The organism is Paenibacillus tianjinensis, from assembly GCF_017086365.1.
Classification (GTDB): Bacteria; Bacillota; Bacilli; order Paenibacillales; family Paenibacillaceae; genus Paenibacillus_AQ; species Paenibacillus_AQ tianjinensis.
Genome location: NZ_CP070969.1, coordinates 3,477,653 through 3,498,151 on the forward strand (window position 1 = coordinate 3,477,653; position 20,499 = coordinate 3,498,151).

Annotated in this window: 18 protein-coding genes and 1 pseudogene; 6 read left to right on the top strand and 13 right to left on the bottom strand. The window is 50.2% G+C overall.

Going from position 1 to position 20,499, the window contains the following annotated elements; translation table 11 throughout:
* Positions 1 to 3 precede the first annotated feature (3 nt).
* Positions 4 to 519, top strand: coding sequence for an ADP-heptose synthase (locus tag JRJ22_RS15700; RefSeq protein WP_206105158.1), 516 nt, complete (start codon positions 4 to 6; stop codon positions 517 to 519).
* A gap of 101 nt (positions 520 to 620) precedes the next feature.
* On the opposite strand, the gene JRJ22_RS15705 is transcribed toward JRJ22_RS15700, so the two are convergent.
* Positions 621 to 941 (bottom strand): HesB/YadR/YfhF family protein, encoded by a 321-nt coding sequence (locus JRJ22_RS15705; RefSeq protein ID WP_054940927.1) that lies wholly within the window; start codon positions 939 to 941, stop codon positions 621 to 623.
* Positions 942 to 1,464: 523 nt separating this feature from the next.
* Between JRJ22_RS15705 and JRJ22_RS15710 the strand changes: the two genes are divergently transcribed.
* From JRJ22_RS15710 to JRJ22_RS15720, 3 genes are all read left to right on the top strand, one after another.
* Positions 1,465 to 3,207, top strand: a complete 1,743-nt coding sequence (locus JRJ22_RS15710; protein ID WP_206100435.1) for an ABC transporter ATP-binding protein — start codon at positions 1,465 to 1,467, stop codon at positions 3,205 to 3,207.
* 32 nt (positions 3,208 to 3,239) lie between these two features.
* Complete coding sequence (locus JRJ22_RS15715; RefSeq protein WP_206100436.1) at positions 3,240 to 5,330, top strand: ABC transporter ATP-binding protein; 2,091 nt, start codon at positions 3,240 to 3,242, stop codon at positions 5,328 to 5,330.
* Between the two features lie 191 nt (positions 5,331 to 5,521).
* On the top strand, positions 5,522 to 6,799 hold the full coding sequence (locus JRJ22_RS15720) for a winged helix-turn-helix domain-containing protein (RefSeq protein ID WP_206100437.1): 1,278 nt from the start codon (positions 5,522 to 5,524) through the stop codon (positions 6,797 to 6,799).
* Positions 6,800 to 6,937: 138 nt separating this feature from the next.
* Here JRJ22_RS15720 and JRJ22_RS15725 read toward each other — a convergent pair.
* Positions 6,938 to 7,090 (bottom strand): annotated as a pseudogene (locus JRJ22_RS15725) (transposase); the annotation flags it as partial.
* Positions 7,091 to 7,423: 333 nt separating this feature from the next.
* Between JRJ22_RS15725 and JRJ22_RS15730 the strand changes: the two are divergent.
* Complete coding sequence (locus JRJ22_RS15730; protein ID WP_206100438.1) at positions 7,424 to 8,539, top strand: IS110 family RNA-guided transposase; 1,116 nt, start codon at positions 7,424 to 7,426, stop codon at positions 8,537 to 8,539.
* A gap of 551 nt (positions 8,540 to 9,090) precedes the next feature.
* On the opposite strand, the gene JRJ22_RS15735 is transcribed toward JRJ22_RS15730, so the two are convergent.
* The 5 genes from JRJ22_RS15735 to JRJ22_RS15755 form a co-directional block, all read right to left on the bottom strand.
* Complete coding sequence (locus tag JRJ22_RS15735) at positions 9,091 to 9,558, bottom strand: hypothetical protein (protein WP_206100439.1); 468 nt, start codon at positions 9,556 to 9,558, stop codon at positions 9,091 to 9,093.
* Positions 9,559 to 9,593: 35 nt separating this feature from the next.
* The gene (locus tag JRJ22_RS15740; RefSeq protein ID WP_206100440.1) at positions 9,594 to 10,307 is read right to left on the bottom strand and encodes a hypothetical protein; all 714 of its coding nucleotides are present in this window, start codon (positions 10,305 to 10,307) and stop codon (positions 9,594 to 9,596) included.
* Positions 10,304 to 11,230, bottom strand: a complete 927-nt coding sequence (locus tag JRJ22_RS15745) for an ATP-binding cassette domain-containing protein (RefSeq protein ID WP_206100441.1) — start codon at positions 11,228 to 11,230, stop codon at positions 10,304 to 10,306. Before JRJ22_RS15745 ends, JRJ22_RS15740 begins: the two co-directional genes overlap by 4 nt.
* A 226-nt stretch (positions 11,231 to 11,456) precedes the next feature.
* The gene (locus JRJ22_RS15750; RefSeq protein ID WP_206100442.1) at positions 11,457 to 11,804 is read right to left on the bottom strand and encodes a four-helix bundle copper-binding protein; all 348 of its coding nucleotides are present in this window, start codon (positions 11,802 to 11,804) and stop codon (positions 11,457 to 11,459) included.
* Positions 11,805 to 11,977: 173 nt separating this feature from the next.
* On the bottom strand, positions 11,978 to 13,012 hold the full coding sequence (locus JRJ22_RS15755; protein WP_206100443.1) for a CobW family GTP-binding protein: 1,035 nt from the start codon (positions 13,010 to 13,012) through the stop codon (positions 11,978 to 11,980).
* 171 nt (positions 13,013 to 13,183) lie between these two features.
* Here JRJ22_RS15755 and JRJ22_RS15760 point away from each other — a divergent pair, with 171 nt between their 5' ends.
* Positions 13,184 to 13,699, top strand: coding sequence for a MogA/MoaB family molybdenum cofactor biosynthesis protein (locus JRJ22_RS15760; RefSeq protein WP_206100444.1), 516 nt, complete (start codon positions 13,184 to 13,186; stop codon positions 13,697 to 13,699).
* Here the strand turns inward: JRJ22_RS15760 and JRJ22_RS15765 are convergent.
* From JRJ22_RS15765 to JRJ22_RS15790, 6 genes are all read right to left on the bottom strand, one after another.
* Positions 13,696 to 13,914: a hypothetical protein gene (locus JRJ22_RS15765; protein WP_206100445.1), complete on the bottom strand. Its 219-nt coding sequence runs from the start codon at positions 13,912 to 13,914 to the stop codon at positions 13,696 to 13,698. The two genes, JRJ22_RS15760 and JRJ22_RS15765, sit on opposite strands and share 4 nt — an antisense overlap.
* Positions 13,915 to 14,039: 125 nt before the next feature.
* Positions 14,040 to 14,642, bottom strand: a complete 603-nt coding sequence (locus JRJ22_RS15770; protein WP_206100446.1) for a DUF1349 domain-containing protein — start codon at positions 14,640 to 14,642, stop codon at positions 14,040 to 14,042.
* 57 nt (positions 14,643 to 14,699) lie between these two features.
* Positions 14,700 to 15,887, bottom strand: coding sequence for an MFS transporter (locus tag JRJ22_RS15775; RefSeq protein ID WP_206100447.1), 1,188 nt, complete (start codon positions 15,885 to 15,887; stop codon positions 14,700 to 14,702).
* Between the two features lie 13 nt (positions 15,888 to 15,900).
* Entirely contained in the window at positions 15,901 to 16,929 is a 1,029-nt protein-coding gene (locus JRJ22_RS15780; protein ID WP_206100448.1) for an ROK family transcriptional regulator, read from the bottom strand.
* Positions 16,930 to 17,077: 148 nt separating this feature from the next.
* The gene (locus JRJ22_RS15785) at positions 17,078 to 19,384 is read right to left on the bottom strand and encodes a thiamine pyrophosphate-dependent enzyme (RefSeq protein WP_206100449.1); all 2,307 of its coding nucleotides are present in this window, start codon (positions 19,382 to 19,384) and stop codon (positions 17,078 to 17,080) included.
* Positions 19,385 to 19,409: 25 nt separating this feature from the next.
* Positions 19,410 to 20,420, bottom strand: coding sequence for a 2-oxoacid:acceptor oxidoreductase family protein (locus JRJ22_RS15790; RefSeq protein ID WP_206100450.1), 1,011 nt, complete (start codon positions 20,418 to 20,420; stop codon positions 19,410 to 19,412).
* Positions 20,421 to 20,499: the final 79 nt, after the last annotated feature.

Sequence of the window (20,499 nt, forward strand, 5' to 3'; positions counted from 1 at the left end):
ATGATGTCTAGACAATTTGTGACGGAAGCCGTCATGATGGCGATCTACGGCCAGCTTCTCGTACCGCAAAGCCCTGTGGAATATATTGTGCCCTATACGACCGTAATGGAATTATACGAACTGCGGGACAGCGAGGAACCGCTCATGAACCGGGCAGACGATGATTTGCACGTCAAACTCAAGATCCGTGAATTGATCGCTTATTTTGAGGAGCCGCTCAATTCCAAGAAGATTAACCGCTGCCTGTCCGTTCCTTGGGCGAAGAGCTCGGGCATTCTGCTCGGCGGGCAAGCGCAGATTACCATCATCAACAGCATCGACAATGCGGCATACGGAGAGCTGTTCGACCCTATCGAGACCGAACTGCTGCTAACTTCACAGCGGGAGAAGGTACCGGTTCTGACGGACCAGTTCGAGCTGATCCAGCGCATCATTGAAGGCGGGATCCCTGTGCAGGTATATGACATTGACGATTTTGATTTTGCCATGGAGGAAGAGACCTTTCACCGTTCACAATGAGGCTACCCCCGAATGGGCAAGAGCCTTACCGGTTGTTATTCCTGCACAAAAAGCCCCTGCCTCTTGGCAAGGGCTTTTTGTGTCAAAATAGGAATACGGCCTCATAATTGTGAGACATTACCGGCCACGGGCAGAGGAATATACTTATACTCAATATCATCTTCAGCCTCTACATAGATGATCGATAAGCTATAACCTTCCATGTACCAGAGATCCTGCTCTTCCATATAGAAAACAATGCCTTCCTGCTCGGCCTGTGTGGCAGGACGCGCAGGCGCTTCAGTAGCGATTCCCAGCGAGAAACCGGGATGCAGCCCTCCGCCTGAGCTATAACGCGGAAATAAACGGATATAATCGCCTGTCTGCAGCGTAAGCTCCTTCTTGAACCAGGCAGCGGCTTCCGGACTAATTACCATATCCATTCCTCTTGATGCACCTCCGTTTCTTCTTATCATACTTAAAAGATGACCATATTCCAAATCATCCGTTCTATTTTATCATACTGCTTATTCAGAATTTGTTCAAAATTATGTTTGACATCCGTTAGATACTGGTGATAAACTCGGAACATAACGAAGCGTCTTCAAGTTATTACCAAAAAACAATGAAAGGGTGAGCGCGGTGTTGACCATTGTACCAGTTGATTTTAATAACATTGTCGGCAACTACACACAACAGCATACCGAAGCAGCCCAAGTAGTGGAAACCCACTGAATCATGCGCACGGCCGTACTTGATTTCAGTCAGGCTAATCTCTTCCATGTCTTATGTGCTGCATTATAGCACCGTGGACATGATAATCGCTGTATCTTACAGGCATATCATCCGTTTAGCGGAGGATATGCCTTTTTGTATGCTGTTAAAGAGCTGTCCACTATTAACCAGATTCTGAAAGTACGCAATGAACCCGACAAAACACCTTAACACGAAAGGAAGGGATTCCCCTTGTTCTCCGTACTCCGCGATCTCGGCTGGTTTTTCCGCCGGGAAAAAAGGCGCTATTCTGTTGGCCTTATTCTATTAATTGTAGTTGGTGTATTGGAACTGCTGCCTCCTCGTCTGCTTGGCAATGCCATCGATGAAATCGTACGCGGTTCGATCACCTCAGGTTCCTTGATGAAATACATCGGACTGATTGTTCTAATGATGCTCATTATTTATTGGATCACTTACATCTGGATGCACAAGCTGTTCGGGGGCTCCAACCTGGTAGAACGACTGCTGCGCTCCCGGTTCATGAACCATCTGATGACGATGACTCCCTCCTTCTTCGAAAAAAACCGCACCGGTGACCTTATGGCCCGGGCAACCAATGACATCCGCGCCGTAGCAACAACCGTCGGCTTCGGGATGCTGACGCTGGTGGACTCAACAGTCTATCTGTCCGTAGTGCTGCTAGCGATGGGATTTCTGGTCAGCTGGAAGCTGACGCTTGCGGCAGTTCTGCCGCTTCCGCTGATCGCGGTGGCTATGGTTTTCTACGGCAAGGCGATCCACGACCGCTACAGCCTGGCACAGGACGCCTTCGGTGACATGAACGACCAGGTGCTGGAATCGGTATCCGGTGTGCGCGTAATCCGTGCTTATGTGCAGGAAAGACTTGATCAGAAACGTTTTGCCGACATTACGGATGATGTATACCGCAAAAACATGGCAGTGGCAAAGGTCGATGCCTTCTTTGAGCCGACTATCCGCTTCTGCGTAGGACTTAGCTACATAATTGCCCTCACTTATGGAATCTATCTTGTCTTCCGTAATCAAATTACACTTGGTGACCTTGTTTCCTTCAATATGTATCTTGGGATGATCGTCTGGCCGATGTTCGCCATCGGTGAGCTGATCAATATTATGCAGCGCGGCGGCGCCTCACTTGAGCGGATCGATGAAACCACAAACACCCGTCCGGATGTGGAGGATGTCGCCCACCCGGTTCCAGTGGTCCAGCCAACAAGTATTGAACTAAAGGATGTAACCTTCCGCTACCCGACTTCAACTGTCGATAATCTCAGCGGAGTGAGCTTCTCCCTGTCCCAGGGGCAGACGCTGGGTGTAGTTGGCCGTACCGGCAGCGGTAAATCTACGCTGCTGAAGCAGCTGCTGCATGAATATCCGGCCGGCCAAGGTGAAATCAGAATCTCTGATGTTCCTATTCAGAACATCGCACTGGACCGCCTGCACAGCTGGATGGGCTATGTCCCGCAGGAGCAGATCTTATTCTCCAAGTCTGTGCGTGAGAACATCCAGTTCGGCCACCATAACGCCAGTGATGAGCTGATTATGCAAGCGATCACGGCAGCCGCCTTCCAGAATGACCTGGGTACCTTGTCTGACGGTCTGGATACACTGGTCGGCGAACGTGGCGTCTCCCTCTCCGGAGGACAGAAGCAGCGAGTTTCGATCTCCAGAGCGTTCATCGCGAATCCCGACATTCTGATTCTGGATGATGCGCTGTCCGCCGTTGACGCGCGTACCGAAGCCCGGATTATCGGTAATATCCGCGAGGAACGCGCCGGCAAAACTACACTGATCTCCACCCACCGCCTCTCTGCTGTTGAGCATGCCGATCTGATCGTCGTGCTGGATAACGGGCATATTATTGAACGCGGAACACATCAGGAGTTGCTGGCCATGAACGGATGGTACCGTGAACAATTTGACCGCCAGCAGGTGGAGAATAATTTAGACTAATTCATGAATACCATATTAGGGAGGTGTCACCGTTGACACAGAGTACAGGCAAACGTCTGCTGCAGTACGCACTGACTGCCAAAAAAACCTTCATCGCAGCGCTTCTGCTGCTCACCATCGGCGTAGCGGCTGAGCTGGCGGGTCCTTTTATAGCCAAGAACATGATTGACAACCATCTCCTCGGGATTGAGAAGCCATACTTTCAGACCTCCTCTTCCGAAGATGCGGCTGAATATAAGAATAACTTCTATAAACGCGGCGACCGTTTTGCCGGGGGTGAAGCCAAAGGCAAGGAGATCCGCCTGCTGCAGGTAGGCAAGAGCTTCTATTTCATCAACGAGGCAGTCAGCCAATCCGACGGGGACCGTTCCTTCAAGGATGGGGAGCTGCAGATCAAGTACGGGGATCAAATCTCCGTCTATCCTGCTGTAAAGCTGTCCGCAGATGAATTATTTGCTTTTTATAAGCCTGAATTTCCGGGGATTTATGAGCTGGTGGGGCTGTATGCCATCTTCCTGGTCATTTCAATTCTCGCCGAATTCGGCAAAACCTACTGGCTGCAATCGTCAGCCAATCAGGTCATCCGCAAGCTGCGGACCGACGTATACGCTCATATCCAGCGGCTTCCGGTATACTTTTTTGACAATCTGCCTGCAGGAAAGGTTGTCTCCCGGGTCACCAATGACACGGAAGCAGTGAAAGACCTGTTTATTGCAGTACTATCCAATTTCAGCACAGGCATTATTAATATCATTGGCGTGTATGTTGCCCTGTTCCTGCTCGATGTACGGCTTGGCCTGATCAGCTTGTTCATTGTGCCGATTATTGTCCTGTGGATCGTGCTGTACCGCAAAGTTGCCACTAAATACAATACGATCATCCGCTCACGGCTGAGTGAAATTAATGCCATTATCAATGAATCCATCCAAGGGATGTCGATCATCCGGATTTTCCGCCGCCAGAAGCAGAGCCGCGAAGAATTCGAGCATCTCAACGATGATTATATGAAATATCAGAACAAAATGCTTAATCTGAATGCCCTCACCTCCCACAATCTCGTGAACTCACTGCGTAATCTCTCCTTTGTGCTGGTGCTGTGGTATTTCGGATTCGGCAGTCTAAGCGGGTCCACCTTCGTATCGCTAGGTGTCCTCTATGCTTTTGTCGACGTGCTCGGGCGCATGTTCCAGCCGATTACCGGTATGGTTAACCAGCTCGCGAACCTGGATAGCTCCATGGTCTCCGCAGGCCGCGTATTTACACTGATGGATGAGCCGGGTGAGCCGGTTACTGACGGTACGATGCCGCGTTACAAGGGAAATGTGGTTTTCAATAACGTCTCCTTTGCTTACAAAAAAGATTTCGTCCTGCGTGATATATCCTTTGAAGCACGTCCGGGTGAAACGGTAGCTTTGGTCGGCCACACCGGTTCAGGAAAAAGCTCGATCATCAATCTGCTGTTCCGCTTCTATGATCCGCAGCGTGGAACAATCACGATTGACGGCCAGGAGGTGACTTCTATTCCTAAGCAGTGGCTGCGCAGCCACATGGGAATCGTGCTTCAAGACCCGTATCTTTTCACCGGCACCATTGCTTCCAATGTCAGTCTCGGGGATGAACGCATCAGCCGGGAGCGGGTAGAACGGGCACTGCGTGAAGTCGGTGCGGATAAACTGCTGTCCCATCTCCCGCTCGGATTCGATGAACCGGTTGTAGAGAAAGGCAGTACACTATCAGCCGGCCAGCGCCAGCTCATCTCCTTCGCCCGGGCACTTTCGTTCGATCCGGCAATCCTTATTCTGGATGAGGCTACCTCCAATATCGATACCGAAACGGAGAGTATTATTCAGGAAGCGCTGGAGGTGCTTAAGAAAGGCCGCACCACCTTTATCATCGCCCACCGCCTGTCGACCATCCGCAGCGCAGACCAGATTCTGGTGCTGCACCACGGAGAGATCGTTGAGCGCGGCAGCCATGATGAGCTGATGGCGCTGGGCGGCCGTTACTTCCGGATGTACCAGCTTCAGCTCGGTGCAGGCGCTGCGGGCACAGCAGAAACTCCAGTAGAGTTTGCAGAGCCTTCCGCAGCTGCGCTACTTCAGCCTTCGCTTAAGCAAGGGTAAGCCACACTGCCTATAGCCTGGAATCCAAATGAGACAGTCCTTAGTTATGAGGACTGTCTTTTTTACTGTCTTTTTAGAGAGAACCGAACCTAATCATCCCCGGCCGGGTGCCAGCAGAAGAATTACATTGAAGATGGAACATTTGTTCTATATAATGGTAAACAATACATAAATGAACGGAGGAATCTAATGTGATTACCTACAGACTGAGCAAGCAGCAGGCCCGGATGTTTTTACTTCATCACCAGCGTCTGGTACCTGGTGCTCTTGGTGGCAGTAAGCAAAGTATTGTGGAGTATGTCCGTCATGTTGGCTGTATTCAATATGATCCGCTCAGCATTGCCGGACATAATCATGAGCTTGTGCTTCAGGCACGTGTTCCGGGTTTTGACCCCGGGCTGGCGAATGAATTGCTGTACACAGATAGAGTACTGTACGATGGCTGGGATAAGAATATGTCGATCTACTGCACAGAGGACTGGCCCTATTTTCAACGGTTAAGAGATCAGGCGTTAGCTCGGCAGCAAGGAAATGAAGTTCTGCTGAAGACGATAATGCAAGTACGGGAAGCGCTGATCGAGCGCGGGCCGCTGTCTTCTCTGGACCTGGAAGGGAAAGAGAAAATGAACTGGGCCTGGGCTCCGGCCAGAATTACGCGTGCTGCACTGGAAACGATGTATTTCCGGGGCGAAGTTTCCGTACACCACCGTGTACATACCCGCCGTTATTACGATTTTACAGCCAATCTGCTGCCGGAACGTATACTAAATGCCGATGAGCCTAATCCCACACAAGAGCAATATAATGACTGGTATGTGCTGAGGCGGATAGGCAGTATCGGGCTTCTGTGGAACAAATCCGGTGACGGCTGGCTCGGCATTTCCGGGCTGAAGAGCAAAGAGCGGACTGCGGCTGTACAGCGCCTGCTGCTGAATGACAGTATACGTGAGGTGCATGTTGAGGGTCTTAAGCTTCCGCTATATATGCGGAGTCTAGATGCACCGGAGCTTGAAGCAGTGCTGCTGCGGGAAGCTGCAGGAGCCGATCCGGCTGGAGACAAGAATGGAGGGAGATTCGCGGCTGCGCTGGCTCCGCTCGACAATCTGCTGTGGGACAGAGAGCTGATCCGGCAGCTGTTCGGGTTCCATTACCGCTGGGAGGTATACAAACCTGCAGCAGAACGGGAATTCGGCTATTATGTGCTGCCGCTGCTCTGCGGCGACCGTTTTGCAGCCAGATTTGAGCCGGTAATGAACCGGAAAAACGGTGTTCTGTCAATCAACAGCTGGTGGTGGGAGCCTGGCGAAACCCTCACCGCCGAGATGATCCCGGTGATCGCTGATGCTATCTCATCGCTGGCCCGCTGTAACAGAGCGGTCAGTGTATCCTTTTCACCTGAGGTCATCCAGGGCTGCGGTCTTCTGGAATTGTCGGATGCGGTAAATGACCTGTGCAATGCCCAAGCATAGAATTTAGTAACTCTTCTATAAACAAACAGGGGCTGTCCCATAAGCGGATTTTCTATGCTCCGGAGACTGTCTTCTAAAATCACAAAAAAGTAAGCAGAGCAGCGATTCTCCCGTTATTGGAGGATCGCTGCTCTGCGTTTAATGGTCATTTGCTGCTTGCTTTAGCAGATTATGGGCAAGGGAAAGCCACCCGACTTCGAGGATCACTTTTTCCATCCCTCGAAGCAGAAATCGCCGGAATCCCCGGTTGTTCTTCCATTGTCCAAATACACTTTCTGGTTCCGTCATTCGTCATATGTCCAGTTGTACAAAAGAAACCTCTCCATTGAAATGGTTGCATATTACCAAAAGAGCGGTCTCTTTTTTTGCGTTTTTATTAATATTGTAGCCCATTCCCGCTTAAACAGCGGAGAGAACGGAACGATTGTGGAAAAGCGATAGCGTTCGCCTTGTGTCGGGATTTTCACCGCTAAGGAGAATGAAAAAAATCTGGGTACAACAGTTATTATGAACGAGACAGACTCCCCGTAATTGCAACTTCTTAGGTTACTTTTGGCAATAATGGTGTAGTAGAGCTAAACCAAAACCAAAAGCAGAGCTAAACTGCAAAGGAGAGTCTGTATTATGCAGGATGCCATGAAATACGTAGGATTAGACGTATCAAAAGAAAAAATTGCTGTAGCCGTTGCTGACGAAGGCAGAGAAAGTGCCCGATATTGGGGGATGGTTCCTCACAATGAATATCAGATTCTAAAGGTACTTAAAAAATTGGGCCAACCTGAAGAACTAAGTATCTGTTATGAAGCTGGTCCAACGGGATATCCGCTAGTACGCTTGTTAAGCGCGCATGGATACCACTGCATTGTCATTGCGCCATCCCTTATGCCAAGCCGCCCTGGAGAACGGGTGAAGACAGATCGCCGAGATGCCTTGCGGTTAGCTCAGTTACTTCGGGCAGGTGAGTTAACAAGCGTACATGTGCCTACACCGGAAGAAGAGGCTCTCCGTGATTTGGTTCGGATGCGTGAAGACATCAAGGAAGATCGAACGCGTATCCGGCAGCGAATCGGGAAGTTTCTTCTTCGGCACAATCTTTCACCAGAGGAATCAATTCGGCGCTGGACAAGGAAGTATCGACTATGGCTGGGGCGTATTCAACTAAAGTTTGCCGCTCAGCGTCTGGTCCTGCAGGAAATGTTATCTCAGATGGATGAAAATGAAGAACGACTCAAACGGATTGAGGCAGCCATTCATAAAGAAGCTACGAGTGGTTACCAAGCTCCATTAATCCAAGCCCTTCAGACCTTGCGTGGAGTTGCGGAAACGACAGCCACAGGTATCGTAGCTGAGGTATGTTCATTCACTCGATTTGGAAATGCGAAGGCATTTATGGGCTACACGGGTTTAGTTCCACGAGAGTATTCAAGTGGTCAGACTCGATGGCAGGGAAAGATCACAAAATCCGGGAACACTCACCTTCGCCGCTTGTTGGTAGAAGCCGCTTGGAGCTATCGCTATAGACCAGCACTGCAGGGAGAGATAAAAAAGCGCCAGCAAGGCCAAGATCCTGAAATTCAGTCGATTTCTTGGAAGGCACAACATCGACTACATCGAAAATACACGACGATGCTATCCAAGGGGAAACCTAGTGGAAAAGCAATTGTAGCTGTAGCAAGGGAGTTAAGTGGGTTTATTTGGTCTGTTGCTCGAGAAATCGAAGAAACCAGAAGACAGGGATAAGACAAAAAACAACTGCCGGAGGAAAATGTTTGTGAGTTAAAAAAATCCCCAAGCCCCAATAGATAAAAGGTTTGAAAAGCTGAGTTAGAAGGCAAAGAGAAAAGCCGTAAGAGAGAATCCACGTAATCGCTATGTGCCTAGCCTTAGAGGTGAAGATGCACGTCAACAGTTCGTGGTGTACTTTCTGCAGACGGAGGGAAAACATGCGGTATACCAAATCCGCGAATATCAGACTGCTCACCGTCGATACCTTTTGCCTTCTAGTTCAGCTTGTTCACCCCATTTTGTCATAAAGGGGAATGAGAAAAAAACGAAGGAGTTACTATTGCGTTTGACAGTCTCGTTCATATCAGCGATTGGAACAACGTTTCGTTCGCGGAGCGTCCTCACCAAGCACAATCGTCTATCCAACTCCAAAAAAAGAAGGAGTGTCCCAGCCATTTCTGATGGCTTATGGGACACCCTATGGACGTTATGTATATCCATATACCTAGATGGCTATTCTAGCTATACTTCTGCTGCCTGTAAAGTAGAATCCGCTAATATTCCTATCATTCAATAAACCGCTCCTCTTCCAACCCCAGCTTCGTATACATCTCTGTGCAATACCCCTGCAATTTAATTTCCAGTCTGCTGGCCTTGTTCTTAAATCTTTTCAGCTCGCGGATCATATGCGCCCTTCCCCCCGGCGTAAAGGTCTCCTGGATTCGCTCCTTGAAATAATCATGAACGATGTGATTGCGCTGCTTCCAAACGGCCTGCAGCTGGTTCGTCTCTTCTTCTGAGAATGGAAAATGATGCTGGATTTCTTTGATGAGCTGGCCGAGTGAATTGCTGAGTTTGCGCTGATACAAATCAGCGAGATCCGCTTCTGTAGGCGTTTTCCCCTGAGACAGCTTCGTGAGCAGCAGCAGGTTGGTCAGCTGCTGTTCCAGAGCCTGACAATAATAGACTGCCAGTCCGAAATAAGCAAATAGCTCTTTGGATTGTTCACTCTCCGGTAGTTGTGTATCCTTCATCTTTCCTCCCCTTCTTTATCTGTATATTTTATTGTTCATAAATTCTTGGCGTAATCCATGCGGCCCGAGCGGTACAAATAAAACCCGCACAACAGTAAGATGTACACCAGAACATGGGCAAAGGAGCCAAGCAGACTCATAAAGGACAGCTCGTCCGCATTCATCAGCGCATTCATCATTGGTGCTGCCGGAGGTAAGAGCACACACACCGCCGGACCCGGAATGAGCTCTTCGAGCTTCTTGCCGCCGACGGACACAATTAGAATAATCAGGAGGATTCCAATAGCATAGCTGCTCTTCGGCACCCAGGAAGTCTGTAAATAGAGGGCAATGGATATACCGAGCATGCCAAGCAGCATATGTCCGGCAAAAGCAAGCGTCATGTGGTAAAGCCCGGCAGGTTCAACAAAGCTCCCGGTCACAACCGGATATACAACCACCAGCAGTGCCAGCACCAGTGTAAACAAAGCAAGCGTCAGTATCCCTCCCAGACCATATTTCACGGTACTCTGTAAATGAACAAGGATCACCTGCCGCTGCACCGCCTGTTCATGGTTAAGAAAGCTGAGTCCCATCCAGGCACATCCTATAAACAGAATGATGGCGGTAGCCGCATAGCTGCTCATTACCGGATTAGGCTTATAGGTATAGAGAAAGAGCACGGAGATTACAATGGAGGCTACTGGTGCAAAATACCGCTGCGATGACGTATAACTCTTCAGCATATAGGTGATAAGCGGTCTCATCATGCGGTCGCCTCCCAGCTCTGTTTAGGATCCATCCACTGTTCAAGTCCGCTCTGGCCGCTGCGTTGTTCCAGTGATTGGACCGAACCGCCCAAGTCCAGGATATGGCGCAAAAATTGATCCGTCCAGGCCATTTCTACTTCCCATTCCAAACACTCTTCTCCAGTGTAGCGATGATGAACGTACCTGGAGGTAATATAGCCAGTTCGTTCTGTCATTGCTGTATGTGCCTGTTGCGAAAGAGCCGTGCTTACTATGTATGATGAAGGCTTGTCCCGAAGCTTCCCTGCATCTGTTATCATCAGTGTCCTACCCGCCTGAAGCACATGTACTCCGGCATCCAGAGCTTCTACACATAAGGGTTCATGGACGGAGAAGACAAGGGCGGTACCGCTGCGCTTCAATTCCTTCAAGAGTTCAATAAGCGTATGCTGTGCCGGAAGATCAAGTCCGGATAATGGCTCGTCCAGCAGCAGCAGCTCCGGTTCACCAAGCAGGCTCTGAATCAGATTCACCTTTTGCAGCATGCCCTTGGAGTATCCTGTCATAGTCTGTTTACGAAACGGCGTAAGCTGAAAAGCCTCAAGCAGCTGAACAATCTTATTCCGAAGCAGCTCCGCTGACATCCCGCTAATCCGGCCCATGCTATATAAATACTCTTCCGCTGACATCTTGAGCCCGGGAAACGCCTCAGGCGCATAACTGATTCTTAGCTTTGGTTTCGCCGGGAGCAGGCTCCCGGAAGAAAGTTTGAGAAGCCCGGCTAGGATCGCTAGCAGCGTGCTTTTGCCTGAGCCGTTGCGCCCGATTAGAGCTGTGGCTGTTCCGGGATCTATGGTCATGGATATATCATTTAGAACCGGGTGACCATTATATAGCTTGGTTGCCCCGGATAAGTGTAACAAGTGCTGCTGTTGAAGTGTCATTCCGCTGACTCCCCCTCAGAGATAAGCTTGCCCTGCAAATTTCATTACGATAGAAGCCGTATCAGAAGCCCCAGCACTTACTTCTTAAATTATTCGCCGGACTACCCCTGCTTTCCTCTTGGAGCTGAGAGTTTGACTGACGAATCCATACAAAAAAGCCAGAATCCCTTCAGTCACTTTACCGAAGGCGGCTCTGGCTTTGTATGGCCTTTGTCAGTTCACTGTATTAAGCGTATACCTCTACAGCACCGCTTATCAGGCGGCAAGCCATTGCAGCACTGCGGCAGGCATCAATGCATTCCTGACAGTGTGTTTGCTTATGTCTGCTGCTCTCTTCGGCACAGCGTTCGCAGATTTCCGCGCACAGGCGCAGGATTTCAACCACGAACGGACTTTGACGGGTCATTGCCTGGATGGCAAAAGAACAAATATCCGCACATTCCCGGTCAAGACGGATGCTCTCGCGTAGAGTTGCAAGATCATATTCTTTCAGGCTTGAGACATAGCTATAGTTACAGGCATTCATAGATTTGATACATGCGTCAATGCATTCCTGATATTGAATTCGGGTCATAGCCTTATACCTCCTGCAATCGTTATAGGTTATGCCTATGTATTAACCTGCAAGGTAAAGAACGAACCAAGCGAATCAGGAAGGACCGGTTGTGCTGACCGTACTAAGGATAGTTGCCGGGTCTGCATGAGCCTTAGAGATATTGTCCTTATCCTGGACAGAGAAAGCCTGTATTACAGGCTTCTCCGGACAGTGCCCGGACGGCTCAGTGTGCGCTTCTCCAGTTGCAGAAGCTGAGTGCGCAGCTCACCGGATGAGAAGTGTTCCCCTATAAATACCGCAACATCAGGCACCTCACCCTGAGGGGTGATTTTCATAAAATCGGCTTCTCTATAAGCATATTGGAACAAAAACCGGCTCGAGGTGTCGCTAAACGTAACAATCCCTTTGGCTCTGTATACATCTCGCGGAAGCTCTCTAACGAACTGCTCGAATTCCTCACTGTTTACGGCCCGCTTAAAATAATGGGTATAGGCCATAACATGATCATGGGTAGGGTGGGCATGAACCGCGTGGTCCGCAGTCCCTTGGACAGACTCTCCTCCCGCCATAGTCCCTTCCTCTGCTTCCTCATCGTCCCGGCCTTCCAGATGTACCCCGCCAAGGCTTCCCAGCAGGATTTCCGGTTCCAGACCGCAGCGCACTGCCGGCAGAATCTCCGCGTAAGCGTTCCATTTACGCAGCACATCCGATATCTCTGCAGCTTCCTCAGCTGTGACCCGGTCCATTTTATTCAAAATAAGCACGGATGCGCAGCGGATCTGCTCCTGCATCAACCGGTAGGTTGAACCCTGCTGAGAGCGGTACAGCTCAAGCAGATGCGCAGCATCGACGACAGTAATCAGACCTTTCAGCTCCACCAGCTGATAGAGTGAGGTCTCGGTAACCGCATCGACGATTTCCAGCGGATTCGCAGCACCAGTGGCTTCAATGACCACAACATCCGGTGATTCTTTCTTCACCAGGGTTGTCAGCTCTGTGCTGAGGTCGCCGCGGCTGGTGCAGCAGATGCAGCCGCCGAGCATCTCTGCCATCGGAACCGATTGCTCTACCAGAAGCCCGTCCAGATTAACTTCCCCTAATTCATTCATCACCACTGCCGGGCGGAGACCCTGGGCTTTCCAGTGGTCCAGAAGCCGCTGCAGTAAAGTGGTTTTGCCGCTGCCCAAAAATCCTGACAATATATAAACCGGCAATGCCTGTTCCATGTTTCATCGCTCCCCAAAAATACCGTTATGGTAGCGAGTTTACTACAAATATGTATACACAAGCAAGGAGCTGCTGCAGAGGACCCGCCCCCGCCCCCTGATGCCCCCGGCTTGTCTTTGCTCTCTTCTTCACCTATTATGAGGGTAAAATGACTAATAAGGAGTGGTCCCATGTCATCCGTTGATGAACACCGCCGCGAAGCACCACAAACGGTATCCTGTTATATTATTACGGTCTCGGACACAAGAACGATGGAAACTGATACCGGAGGAGCGTTAATCGCTTCCATGCTGGAAGAGGCCGGCTATCAGGTTGTGGGCCGCAAGATCGTTAAAGATGACTATGAAGAGATCCGCGAACTGGTCTACAAAAGCTCCGTCCATTCCGGAATCGAAGCGGTGCTGCTGACCGGCGGTACGGGAATATCTCCCCGCGACACCACCTATGAGGCTGTTGCCTCCCTGCTGGACAAATCGCTTCCGGGCTTCGGGGAAATATTCCGCCTGCTCAGCTTCACAGAAGACATCGGCTCCGCCGCCATACTAAGCCGGGCCATTGCCGGCACTATCGGCAGCACGGCTGTTTTCTCGATGCCCGGCTCCACCGGAGCGGTCAAGCTGGCCATGAGCCGGCTGATCCTTCCTGAACTGCGCCATGTCATGCGCGAGATTTATAAACAGGGCTAATGTCTCTCCAGGTGATCCAGCAGCCCGCCAAACAGCTCTTTAGCTTTCCTGGTGTACTTGCCCTTCTCCTTTTTCATAGAGGTCTGGAGTAAAGTAGAGTGGCTGCTGGAGGAGAGCATGTGCACTCCTGTAATGTGCACATGCTGGCCGCTGCCGGTAAACATAATTCCAGAAGTTAATACGGCAGTGAGCATTAGTGCCAATTTATTTTTCATAAGTATTGACCTCTCAGCCTGAAAATGTTAAAACCTGTTATTACAGGATGGCTGAGCGATAACTAAAGTATGCAAACCTCTGACTTGGCTTAGCTTCCGGCAGACAGCTTTACTTTTACAAAAAGTTAATCCCTTGGCGGTTCTTCATGAACATCCGTATCAGGCAGGGTAGTCACCCAGCGAGTAAATTCAACTGTGAGCCCAGCCCTTGTCGGAGCACAGAGAAGCGGCCCAGCCTGTACATCCGTCTTATAAGGAAAACGGGCAACACGGATCGTACGCCAAGGATGTATATCCGTTCTGGCTCTGAGGATAACAGCATCTTCTAGGCGGGAAGCACGGATGGTGATGTTCTCTCCTGTCCATTCTGGAACAGGGGACAATGACCAGTCCGAGTATTCATCAGTCACAACAGCTCCGACATGCGGGACTCCGTCATTCAGCTCAATTCCAGCCTTAATCCATTCCGTCGGGCTGTGCCACAGCATAATCCCCGCCTGATCATACAACGCTGTAAGACTTCCGCTTGCAAAACTGACTTCAACCGCACTCTGATCGTCCCAGGCAGCAAGCAGTGCGTGACCGTTGTCATGCTGGAATTGATACATTGTTTTTTGCCAATAATCACTGCCTTCTACTGCTTCAACCACCAAGCTTCCGGACTGCTCCATTATGGATTGCGGTTGATTGCTCCATACCCCATCCTGCCAATTCACCGGCTTCTTCATCTTACTGCACCCCTTCGTATCAGATTCATCAGAAATCGACTCCAGTTTAACCTTTTATTATCTAAAATGCTGCAATTTCTTTTTCATTAGCGTATTGATCTGCTCTGAGCTCATAAGCATAATTACGATAAAGCCGATCATGGCGCCCGGCAGAATCATGAAGGTACTCCGGGCAGCAATCCAACCCAGCAGTGGCGGCAGGAAGGCCCCGCCGGTATAAGCCAGCGCCATCTGATAACCCATGATTTTCTGGGAATTCTCTTTGCCGAACCGGGCTGGAGTCTCATGCAGCATACAAGGAAAAATCGGTGCCGACCCCAGGCCAACCAGAATAAAGCCAAATAGCGAAAATACCACTGGAAGCGGCAACGCCAGCACCACTCCACCTAACAGTGAAATCACCAGGCCAGCGCGAATCAAAACACGGTTACTGTATTTAAAAGTAATGAATCCGGTAATCAGCCGCCCGGCAGTGATCCCCCCGTAATAGAGTGAGACCCATCCGGCGGCAGTTGCTGCAGACAGACCCTTGGCATTGACCAAAAAACTGCTCCCCCATAATCCAAGCGTTGCTTCGACGCCGCTATAAAACAAGAAGGTGATCATTGCCAGCTTTACCCCTTTGATCTTCAAAACATTACGGTCCGTACTCGCGGGTTCGGCCTCTACAGACAGTGCCGCTTCCTGGCCGATGTTCTCTGTTCTTTTCCATAGAGGCAAGGTGACAAACAGCAGGATCACTAATGCAAACTGAATCAGGCTGACTGTTAAAAAGCCTTTTCTCCAGGAGTCTCCATTCGAGATATAGCCCGACATAAGGATTGGACCGAGCATGGCACCGATTCCCCAGAAGCAGTGCAGCCAGCTCATATGATGCGCTTTATAATAAGTCGCCACATAATTGTTCAAACCGGTATCAATGGAGCCGGCTCCAAGTCCCAGCGGCAAAGCCAGCACAGCCAGCCAGATAACAGAAGAGGAATATGAGAATCCCAATAACGCAAAGGCTGTTACAGCGACACTGATAAAAGTAACCTTGCCTGTGCCCAGACGCTGCAGCACAGCGCTGCTGGCTAAACTGGAGATAATCGTTCCCCCGACCACCACCATCGATAGCAGCCCGGCAGTCTCTACAGGTGCCCCGTAATCCAGTCGCATAATCGGCCAAGCTGCGCCAAGCATGGAATCCGGAAGTCCTAAGCTGATAAAGGCCAAATAAATTATGATTAGAAAGAATGTTGCCATCTTGTTTTCCCACCTACGTTTCAGATTTGGTTAATTTCAGGCCCGGTTCCAATGTCCGCAGTGTCTGCACGATCATGCCCTGTAAATAGTCTGCTGTAAAATCTTCGGTTAGCCGGATGTCCGGAACGGTACTCCCCGGTAAAAATAAGCTGCACTGATCAACTACCGAGCGCAGATGATGATCCGTTAAAAAGCTTCCGTATAGCACCACAAGATCAGGATTCAGCACACTGTTGACCGCAGCTGTCAGTTTGGCAATTGCTTCGGTAATCCGCTCAAATGAGGTAATCAGCGATGGATCGCCCCACGGAATACCCAGCGGAATATTAGCTACCTCACCGGCGAAGCCCCGCTTGCCTTTATGCAGCCTGCCATTAATGTATATTCCTGCCCCGGGTCCAAAACGGTCCGGAAAATACATATACACTACCGAAGATTCCCTGGTTTCGTGCAATCTGTTGCAGTACCCGATGACTGCCGCATTAACATCGTTCTCCAGAACAACCGGTTTGCCGTAACGGTTCCTGAAGTGCTGTGTTACAGAAATGTCGCGCAGATCGATATAGTCAGAGACCAGCATTTTCCCGTCGATCTCCGCTCCCGGCAGACCGAAGCCAATCGCCTGTATGGCGGGATACTGCAGCATAGCCTCGTCAATCAGCGTTTCAAAGCTACTGAGATCAATCCGGGTTACCGGTATGCTTACATCATCCAGGCGCCGGCCCGACAAGGTGACGACCGTTCTGCGGATATGAATCCCGCTATCCTCTTCATAAGGAAATAGAATCAGGGACAGTGAATGTTCGTCGTTATATATGTATTCCTGAGCCGGCCTGCCCCCGCTGGAGGAAATCAAGTCCCCCTCCCTTACTTCCTGCTGCTCCACCAAATATTGCAGGACTGTGCCCACTGTGACAATACTAAGGCCGGTACTCTCGGCAATTTGCCGCTTTGTCGCCTGCCCCTGTTCTTTTAATGCTTTGCGTACGAGATTAATATTCACTTCTCTGATGACCAGCGCATTGCCGCCAATATTCTTCATCCTGTTCACCCCGCTTTATATAATACTTTATAAAAGTATTTTAATAAATAGGCGATTTGCATTATTATCTAGTACATTTTAAAGCCCGGCAAATATCTGCCGGGCTGAGTTCAATATTATAGAGTTGCTAGTCTAATTGGTTTCCAGCTTACAGATCCGGATGCTCATGTTTCGCTTTGAGCCGGCTCCAGCGGCGCTGAACTTCACTCTCGAAGCTGCGAAGTGCCGGTTCGTTCTCCGGCTTCAGCAGATGGCGGGTTTTGCCCATCGTCTTCAGCCAGGCGGAGACTTCAACACGTTTGTCCTTGTCTTCCGGATTATACGTAATGTTCGTTGTGCCGTGCTCCACCTCATACAGCGGGAAGAAACAGGATTCAACAGCCAAGGATACAATATCCGTGCCATCCTTGTCCTCGGACATCCAGTTCAGCGGGCAGGCGATCAGAATTTTGCCGTAGACCAGGCCTTCATTCTGCGCATACCACTGAGCTTTTGCAGCCTTCTTCAGCAGATCCTGCGGATACGCTTCGCAGCCGGTGAACACATAAGGAATATTGGTAGCCGCCATGATCTGCGCGGTATCCTTATGCTGGGTCAATTTACCCTGTTGGGTCTTGCCGATGCTTGAAGTAGAAGTCCGATGACCTAGTGGTGTCGAATACGACTGCTGTGCACCTGTGTTCATATAACCTTCATTATCGTACTCTACGATAATCATTTTGTGGCCGCGCAGTGCTGCGCCGATAGCCGGCCCCATCCCGATATCCATACCGCCGTCACCGGTTACCATAACGAAGGTAAAGTCATCTTTCAGGCCCAGTCCATCCAGCTCGCCGCGGCGTTTGCGTTCCCAGAACATTTCGACCACACCGGACAGCGTAGCTGCACCATTCTGGAAGAGGTTATGGATAAACGTCGATTTATGCGATGAATAAGGATAACCGGTAGTGGTTACCATTGCGCAGCCTGTATGGTAGAGCGCAACGATATCTCCTTCAATTCCCTTGAAGAATAATTCAAGACCCGAGAAAATCCCGCAGCCCGGGCATGCGCCGTGACCCGGAGACAGCCGTCTCGGTTTCTTCATCAGGCTGCGGACCGGAGGAACCTTCACAGCCAGCTTGCCAGTTTCTTCATTCTTAGTGACAGTAATCAGCCCTGTCTTCAGCAAGTCGAAATTCATCGGCTTCAGCAGGCGCTGCGGTGCTTTGTCCGGTTCACCCGGATTATGGCCGTAGTAATCAAATGGTACATCAACACGGTCAGCGGCAACGGCATCCATCGCGAGTTGGAAGAAATGATGGCCGTCCTCGGCGTAGAAATCCTTGCCGCCCAGACCATAAATCCGGCTGATTACTTTGGTAGTGGTGTTTCCGTAAGTGAACAGTGCCGCCTTGATTTCGTTAACCATATTACCGCCGTGTCCGCCGACGGAATCCGCACGGTCACCGACAGTGATGGCTTTAACATTCTTCAATGCTTCTGCAATCTGCTTCTGCGGGAACGGGCGGATCATATTCGGTGAAATCGCTCCGGCTTTGATCCCCTGCAGACGAAGCTGATCGACAACATCCTTAATGATCTCTGACGCAGAGTTCATCAGGAAGACCGCCACTTCGGCATCCTCCATCCGGTACTGCTCAACCATAGGATAATGGCGTCCGGTCAGTTCGGCAAATTCTTGTGCAATCTCTTCGAACACCTCACCAGCGTTGTACATCGCCACGGACTGCTGATAGCGGTTATTAATATAATCCGGTTCATTCATATAAGGGCCGACAGTTACCGGATTGTTACGGTCAAGCGTATCTGTAAAGCCTACCGGCGGCTGTTCGCCTACGAACTTGTGAACATCTTCACGATGGGCAAAAGCCTGCACACGGCGCTTCTGGTGGGATGTAAAGTAGCCATCGGAAGCTACCATAACCGGAAGACGGACTTTCGCATGTTCTGCCAGCTTCAGTGCCATCAGATTCATGTCGTAGACCGACTGCGGATCACGACACATCAGAATCGGCCAGCCGGTATTGAGTGCAAAATACAAATCGGAGTGGTCACCGTGAATGTTCAAGGGTCCCGAAATCGAACGGCAGATCAGGTTCATGACCATAGGCATGCGCGTACCGGCTTGTACAGGCAGCTGTTCAAGCATGAACATATATCCTTGTGCGCTGGTTGCGTTAAATACGCGTCCACCTGCAGTAGAGGCGCCGTAACAAATCCCTGCTGAGCTGTGCTCACCGTCGGATGGCACGAGCATAATATCATGCTGGCCGCTGGCTTTCATCGTATCGAGGAACTGGGCAACCTCCGTCGATGGCGAGATCGGGAAATACCCCATGACATGATAGTTAATCTGATGCGCAGCGTAGGCTGCCATCTCATTCCCTGATTCATATAGGAATTTCTGCTCTACTTTGGCAGAGCCTACTTCTTTTTCATAATCAATAGCCATTGTTCATTCCGCCTTTCTTACCAGATTATAATTGCGTGACCAGATCAAATGTGTGATGCACAGTGTGGCTGTCAGCATAGCCTTCCTTCTCACGGATACTGGACAGTGCCGAGGTCGGGCAGGCGCCAACGCATTTCAGGCAGCCTTTACAATATTGATAATCGATACCCAGCAGGTACATTTGTGAACGTCCCTTACGGTCAAGCCGTTCTTCCCAGACAAAACACTGGTCCGGACAGACGGTATCACACTGTGCACAGTTGATGCAGGACTCGTTCTCATAAGCCGGAATCATGCCGGAACGGGAAATGCTCAGGTTCTTCAGGAAGCTGCTGCCCGGATTGATAATCGTACCGCCCATCGGCTGGGTTTCATAACCAAGCGCCGAAATGTCGGAACGTACATATTCAGGCATGCTGTCTCCAGGCGCAAGTTCGAAGTGCATAAACTTCACTTCATTATAGCCGCGGTCGAAGGTCGTAATCGCCGATTGCACGGCCTGCGGATATTTTTTGCCGAGCGACTTCTCGATAACACCTTTCATTGTTTCGGTATCGAGGAACGGGCAGAGCCGGAACAGCGCGCCGAGCATCGCCATATTAACACGGTTCTTCTCTTTCAGCGCAATGCTTGTCGCATCGATCACGGCAATAGTTCCAGCCTTCAGCTTCAGCAGCTCTTTGAGTTCTTCCGGCGTCTTGGCCGAGTTCACAAGAACAGTACTGTCTTCATTGATTCCGCTGGTCACATTGACGGTCTTGGCAAGCGCTTCATGGAATACACCGACCACATGGGGACGTTCTACCGGCGAAGTATCACGGATATGCGTATTCAAATCACAGAACCGGATGTGGGCCTTAACAGGAGAGCCTTTTTTCTCCGATCCGTAAGATGAGAAGCTGACGCCGTTCAATCCGGCTCCGACGACTCCTGCTTCCGCGAGCATCTTGCCTGCCAGGTTAGCGCCGAGTCCTCCAATGGACTCCAGCCGGATCTCAAAAAATCCGAGATCATTAACTTTTGGTAATTGTACCACCGACATAACCCCTTTCTGAGTGTCAAGAATAATAACATCCTTTTGACTTTTTCAATGATTGTAACTTGATAATGACAGT

Excerpts from the sequence above, each read along its gene's own strand:
- JRJ22_RS15700 (WP_206105158.1), top strand. The coding sequence starts at position 4 with ATGTCTAGACAATTTGTGACGGAAGCCGTCATGATGGCGATCTACGGC.
- JRJ22_RS15705 (WP_054940927.1), bottom strand. The coding sequence starts at position 941 with ATGGATATGGTAATTAGTCCGGAAGCCGCTGCCTGGTTCAAGAAGGAG.
- JRJ22_RS15730 (WP_206100438.1), top strand. The coding sequence starts at position 7,424 with ATGCAGGATGCCATGAAATACGTAGGATTAGACGTATCAAAAGAAAAA.
- JRJ22_RS15735 (WP_206100439.1), bottom strand. The coding sequence starts at position 9,558 with ATGAAGGATACACAACTACCGGAGAGTGAACAATCCAAAGAGCTATTT.
- JRJ22_RS15740 (WP_206100440.1), bottom strand. The coding sequence starts at position 10,307 with ATGATGAGACCGCTTATCACCTATATGCTGAAGAGTTATACGTCATCG.
- JRJ22_RS15745 (WP_206100441.1), bottom strand. The coding sequence starts at position 11,230 with ATGACACTTCAACAGCAGCACTTGTTACACTTATCCGGGGCAACCAAG.
- JRJ22_RS15750 (WP_206100442.1), bottom strand. The coding sequence starts at position 11,804 with ATGACCCGAATTCAATATCAGGAATGCATTGACGCATGTATCAAATCT.
- JRJ22_RS15755 (WP_206100443.1), bottom strand. The coding sequence starts at position 13,012 with ATGGAACAGGCATTGCCGGTTTATATATTGTCAGGATTTTTGGGCAGC.
- JRJ22_RS15760 (WP_206100444.1), top strand. The coding sequence starts at position 13,184 with ATGTCATCCGTTGATGAACACCGCCGCGAAGCACCACAAACGGTATCC.
- JRJ22_RS15765 (WP_206100445.1), bottom strand. The coding sequence starts at position 13,914 with ATGAAAAATAAATTGGCACTAATGCTCACTGCCGTATTAACTTCTGGA.
- JRJ22_RS15770 (WP_206100446.1), bottom strand. The coding sequence starts at position 14,642 with ATGAAGAAGCCGGTGAATTGGCAGGATGGGGTATGGAGCAATCAACCG.
- JRJ22_RS15775 (WP_206100447.1), bottom strand. The coding sequence starts at position 15,887 with ATGGCAACATTCTTTCTAATCATAATTTATTTGGCCTTTATCAGCTTA.
- JRJ22_RS15780 (WP_206100448.1), bottom strand. The coding sequence starts at position 16,929 with ATGAAGAATATTGGCGGCAATGCGCTGGTCATCAGAGAAGTGAATATT.
- JRJ22_RS15785 (WP_206100449.1), bottom strand. The coding sequence starts at position 19,384 with ATGGCTATTGATTATGAAAAAGAAGTAGGCTCTGCCAAAGTAGAGCAG.